Source organism: Trebonia sp., assembly GCF_030042015.1.
Lineage (GTDB): Bacteria > Actinomycetota > Actinomycetes > Streptosporangiales > Streptosporangiaceae > Trebonia.
The window spans coordinates 1-5,173 of sequence record NZ_JASIAL010000555.1 but is presented as its reverse complement, the minus strand read 5'-3'; the positions used below and the strand labels follow the sequence as shown (position 1 = coordinate 5,173).

Annotated in this window: 5 protein-coding genes; all 5 read right to left on the bottom strand. The window is 70.9% G+C overall.

All coding sequences use genetic code 11. The features are described from left to right. Positions 1–160: 160 nt before the first annotated feature. The 5 genes from Q1N79_RS29830 to Q1N79_RS29810 all read right to left on the bottom strand — a co-directional run bounded on the left by Q1N79_RS29830 (position 161) and on the right by Q1N79_RS29810 (position 5,093). Positions 161–514, bottom strand: a complete 354-nt coding sequence (locus Q1N79_RS29830; protein WP_300614457.1) for a UBP-type zinc finger domain-containing protein — start codon at positions 512–514, stop codon at positions 161–163. Next, complete coding sequence (locus Q1N79_RS29825) at positions 511–2,001, bottom strand: ATP-binding protein (protein ID WP_300614456.1); 1,491 nt, start codon at positions 1,999–2,001, stop codon at positions 511–513. The genes Q1N79_RS29830 and Q1N79_RS29825 overlap by 4 nt, the downstream gene beginning before the upstream one ends. Further along, positions 1,998–3,674 (bottom strand): FAD-dependent oxidoreductase, encoded by a 1,677-nt coding sequence (locus Q1N79_RS29820; RefSeq protein ID WP_300614455.1) that lies wholly within the window; start codon positions 3,672–3,674, stop codon positions 1,998–2,000. Before Q1N79_RS29820 ends, Q1N79_RS29825 begins: the two co-directional genes overlap by 4 nt. A 65-nt stretch (positions 3,675–3,739) precedes the next feature. After that, the gene (locus Q1N79_RS29815) at positions 3,740–4,657 is read right to left on the bottom strand and encodes a 2-hydroxyacid dehydrogenase (protein WP_300614454.1); all 918 of its coding nucleotides are present in this window, start codon (positions 4,655–4,657) and stop codon (positions 3,740–3,742) included. A gap of 73 nt (positions 4,658–4,730) precedes the next feature. After that, the gene (locus Q1N79_RS29810) at positions 4,731–5,093 is read right to left on the bottom strand and encodes a GNAT family N-acetyltransferase (RefSeq protein WP_300614453.1); all 363 of its coding nucleotides are present in this window, start codon (positions 5,091–5,093) and stop codon (positions 4,731–4,733) included. Positions 5,094–5,173: the final 80 nt, after the last annotated feature.

The following is a 5,173-nucleotide window of genomic DNA, read 5'->3' as shown; positions in this document are numbered from 1 at the left end:
CGGCCTTGCTCTGTCGTGATCGTGAACTGCCAGGTCGCGGTCTTCACCGACGGCGTCGGGCCGGCCGACAGCACGGGGAAGCCGGTCTCCAGGTACTGGCCGGGCGGGAGCTTTTCGTCGCCTGGGCGTCTGCGGCCGGAGAAGCCACGCGAGACGATGCTCACGTGTGGAGCTTGCTCTGCCAGTCCCGCGGGACGCGCCCCGCGGGGCCGGGCACGCCCTGGTCGACGGGGTGGTGCGGCGGCGGGGCCAGCTCCGGGCCCTTTTCGTAGTAATCCTCTTCCGGGTAGGACCAGAACCAGCTCTCCCCCGGCTCGAAGCTGCGGATGATCGGGTGGCCGGTCTCCTTCGCGTGCCTGGTGGCGTGCTGTTCCGGCGAGTTGTCGCAGCAGCCGATGTGCCCGCACTGGGCGCAGCGGCGCAGATGCAGCCACCAGCCGTCCGTGGCCTCGCACTCGGCGCAGCCGGTGCCGCTGGGCGCGACCGTCGGGTCGATGCCTCTGAGCTCGGTCATGATCGCACCTCTTTGTCGGTGTTGGTAGTGCCCGCCTGGAGCGGGAGCCTGACCTGGAAGCGGGTGTCGCCGGGCACGGACTGCACCCCCAGGTCACCCTTGTGCTTGTTCACGACGATCCGCCGCGAGATGTCCAGCCCGAGGCCGGTCCCCTCGCCCGCTGGCTTGGTGGTGAAGAACGGCTCGAAGATGCGCTCCTGCAGCCCGGCGGGGATCCCCGGGCCGGTGTCGCCGAACTCGATCAGCGCGTAGCCGTCGTCGCGGGCCGTGCGGACGGTGAGCGTGCCCGTGCCGTTCATCGCCGCCACCGCGTTGTCGATCAGGTTCGTCCAGACCTGGTTGAGCTCGGCGGCGTAGGCCGGGATCTTCGGCAGGCTGCGATCGTAGTCCCTGACCACCGTCACGCCCGGGCCCATCTTGGCCGACAGCATCAGCAGCGTGCTGTCGAGCAGGTCGTGCACGTCGACGACCTGGAACGGGGCGCGGTCCAGCTGGGAGTACTGCTTCGCCGCGCCGAGCAGGGTGGACACGCGGGTGGTGGCGTCCTCGATCTCGCTCATCAGCAGCTCGGTCTCGACCGTGTAGTTCAGCCAGCGCAGGGCGGGCTCGAGCATGTCCTCGCCCACGGTGTCTTTCACCTGGTCGAGCCATTCGGTGTCCAGGCCGGCCTGGACGAACGTGGCGGCGAGCCGCCAGCCGTCGGGGATCCCCTGATCGTCCAGCCAGTCGCTGACCACGTCCTCGGCGTCGGACGCCGCCAGCGGGTCAAGCTTGGGCGCCTTGGCGACCTTTTCCACCGCGCGCGACTGCAGCTCGATCAGGGCCATCAGGGTGGTCTTGTCGTACTTGCCTGCCGCGAGCAGGCGCAGCTTGTCGCGCATCCCGGCGACCCGCTCGCGCAGGCTCGCCGTGGCCCGCACCGCGGCGGCCGCGGGGTTGTTGAGCTCGTGGGTCAGCGCCGCCGTCAGCGAGCCGAGGGCCAGCAGGCGCTCCCGCTGGCCGACCGCCGCGCGGGTCGCCTGGCCGCCGAAGAACAGGCCTTCCAGCAGGTGCACCGCCATCGGGAACCACTCGTGCATGATCTGCGCGAAGCAGTCGGCGGTGAGCACGAAGAAGCGGGACTGGACGGTGGCCCTGAGTGAATTCTGGTAGACCTGCGGCAGCCGGTCGCCCAGGTAGGCCTGGTAAGCGCCGCCGTACACGCCGCGCTGGCTGGTCCTGCTGATCTCGACGTCGTCGTCGCCGACCTTGCGCAGCAGGGCCACGGTCCCCTCGATCAGCACGTACAGGCGGGTCGCCGGGTCGCCTTCCTGGTAGACCAGGCCCGGCCCGAGCAGCTCGACGCGGCCCTCCTGGCACAGCCGGGCCAGCTGCTCGTCGGACAGCTTCTCGAACAGGAACAGCGTGCGCAGCTCTTCGGGGTTGCACGTGCAGGTCGCGCCGGAGTCGGCGGGGGCGGTCGCGGCGGGTTCGGCGGGCGTGGTCACAGCAGCTCCAGATAGCGGTGTACGAGCATGACGGCCATGGCGCCCTCCCCGACGGCGGAGGCGACCCGCTTGGCGGACTCGGCGCGCACGTCGCCGACGGCGAACACGCCGGGGACGCTGGTCTCCAGGTGGTAGGGCGGGCGGTCGAGCGGCCACTCGGCAAGGTCATCGAGCGACAGGTCAGGGCCGGCCAGCACGAACCCCCGCTTGTCGCGCACGAGCACGCCGTCCAGCCAGCCGGTCCGCGGCTCGGCGCCGATGAAGATGAACAACCTTTGCGTGTCGACGGTCTCGGTGCGGCCGGTGTTCAGGTCGCGCACGATCAGCTGCTCCAGGTGGCCGGTCCCCTGCGCCTGCGCCACCTCGGTGCAGGTGCGGACCGTTACCTGCTTGATGCCGGCGAGCTGCTGGATGAGGTAGTACGACATCGACTGCTCCAGCGACGGCGCGCGGACCAGCATCGTCACCGACCTGGCGTACCTGGCGAGGAAGACGGCGGCCTGGCCGGCCGAGTTGGCGCCGCCGACAACGTACACGTCCTGGTCCCTGCAGCCGTCGGCCTCGGCGAGCGCCGCGCCGTAGTAGACGCCGCAGCCGGTCAGCTCCACGCAGCCGGGCGAGGCCAGCTGCCGGTAGGCCACGCCGGTGGCGAGGATGACCGCCTTGGCGTCGATCGCGCTGCCGTCGGTGAGCCGCACGCTGCGCGCCGAGCCGTTCACCTCCAGGCCGTCCACCTCGCAGGTGGTCAGCACCTCGGCGCCGAACTTGGCGGCCTGGCGCCGCGCCCGGTCGGTGAGCTGTCCGCCGGAAACCCCGTCGGGGAAGCCGAGGTAGTTCTCGATCCGCGAGCTCGTGCCCGCCTGGCCCCCGGTCGCGAACTTCTCCACGAGCACGGTCCGCAGCCCCTCGGAGGCGCCGTAGACCGCCGCGCCGAGCCCGCCTGGTCCGCCGCCCACCACGATCAGGTCGTAGAAATGCCGTTCCGGCGCGGTGGCCAGGCCGACGCGGCTGGCGACCTCGCTGCGGGTCGGCGCGATCAGGGCCTCGCCGTCGACGGTGATCACCACCGGCAGCTCGTGGTCGTCGGCGCCCGCGGCGTCAAGGAGCCGCTGTCCTTCTGGTTCCTCGGTGGAGTACCAGCGGTAGGGGACCTGGTTGCGGGCAAGGAAGTCGCGCATCTGGGCCGACGGCGCCGACCAGCGGTGCCCGACCACCTTGATCTCCCGCTCCCTGTCCGGTTTCCTGACGTCCCTGCGCCACGCTTTCAGCAGGTCGTCGACGACCGGGTAGAGCTTCTCCTCGGGCGGATCCCACGGCTTGAGCAGGTAGTGGTCCAGGTCGACGACGTTGATCGCGTCGATGGCGGCGCTCGTGTCCGCGTACGCGGTCAGCAGCACCCGCTTCGCGTGCGGGAAGATGTCCATCGCCTGCTCGAGGAACTCGATGCCGTTCATGACCGGCATCCGGTAGTCCGCGAGCAGCAGCGCGACCTGCTCGCCGCGCAACTTCATCTGCCTGAGCGCGTCCAGGGCCTCCGCGCCGGACTCGGCGCGCACGATCCGGCTGTGCTCGCCGTACTTTCTGCGCAGGTCACGAGAGACGGCGCGAGAAACCGCGGGATCATCGTCCACGGTCAGGATGGCCGGCCGGACCTCGCTCGCGGTAGACGCCACGGTCTAACCCCGGCCCTTGTGCCCTGGAAGCTGCCCCATCTCCCCATCGTAAACCGCGCCCGATTTCAGTACCCCCGGGCACCGATCACGTTCTGCAGCGGTTCGCCGGCAGCGTACCTGGCGAGCTGCGCGCTGACGACCGCGTACGCGCGCTGGCGCGTCTGCCTGACCGCGCCGCCGACGTGCGGGGTGAGCAGCAGGCCGGGCGCCGTCCAGAGCGGGTGCCCGGGCGGCAGCGGCTCAGGTTCCGTGACGTCGAGCGCCGCCTTGATCCGGCCCGTGTTGAGCTCCTTGAGCAGGGCGTCGGTGTCGACGATGGCCCCGCGGGCGGCGTTCACGAGCAGCGCGCCGTCCTTCATGCCCGCGAGGAACTGCGCGTTCACCATGTGCCTGGTCTCGTCGGTGACCGGGACGAGGAGCACGACGACGTCCGCGCTGGGCAGGAGGGCATGCAGGTCCTCGATGCCCTGCACGCCCTCGGCCGGGCGGCTGGTGCGCGCGACGCGCTCGATCGTGACCTCCCAGCCCGCCAGGCGGCGCTCGACCGCCCCGCCGATCGACCCGTAGCCGACGATCAGCACGTGCTTGCCCGCCACGGATTCGCTGGGCGCGAAATCCCAGCGGCCCTCCTCCTGGGCCTTGCTGAAGCGGGGGAAGTTCCTCAGGTGGGCGACGATCACCCCGACCGTCCACTCGGCGGTCGCCGCGTCGTGGGCCCCGCGGGCGTTGCAGAGCGTGACGCTGGCGGGCATGTACGGGATGATCCGCTCCGCCCCCGCCGAGGTGAGCTGGACGACCTTGAGGTTCGGCAGGCGGGTGACCTTGCGCAGCGTCTCCGGCGTCACGCCGAACGGGATGACGACGAATTCGACCTCGTCCTTCGACGCGGGCAGCGTCTCGCCCCCTGTCCATACGTCCGCGACCACGCCGTCGGGCAGGCCGCCCAGTGTCTCCGGTGGGTCGGGCAGCCACACCCGCGTCACGTTGCCTCCGCTCGGGGGGTCGGGGGGTAAGTATCCGGTTATCCGCTCCGGACGAATCGTACCGAGCCTGGTGTCAGAGGCCGAAATCTGTTCGGCGTTCGGCGGGCACCAGGTCCACGTAGCTGGGGTGCTTGGCGATCCAGGAGCGGATGTAGGGACAGGTCGGCAGCACGGCCAGGTGCCGCTCCCTGGCCGCGTCGAGGCTGGCCCGGGCCAGCACGGTCGCGTATCCGGCGCCCTGGAACCTGGGATCGACCTCGGTGTGAATGAGGTTGATCACCTGGCCGTCGCGGCCGTCGCGGCCGTGCAGCCGGTAATCGACGAACCCGGCGAGCTCGCCGGCGACGTGCAGCTCGAACCTCGACAGGACCGGGTTGTCGGTGACGACCGGAGCGCCGGCGCGGTCGGCGGCGCCCGGGGGGGCGGGTGATTCCATGGCGGATACCTTAGGTCACGTCACGCGGGTCACGTCACGCGCGGCCGAGGAGCCGGTCGCGGCGACCGGTCAGCTCCGCG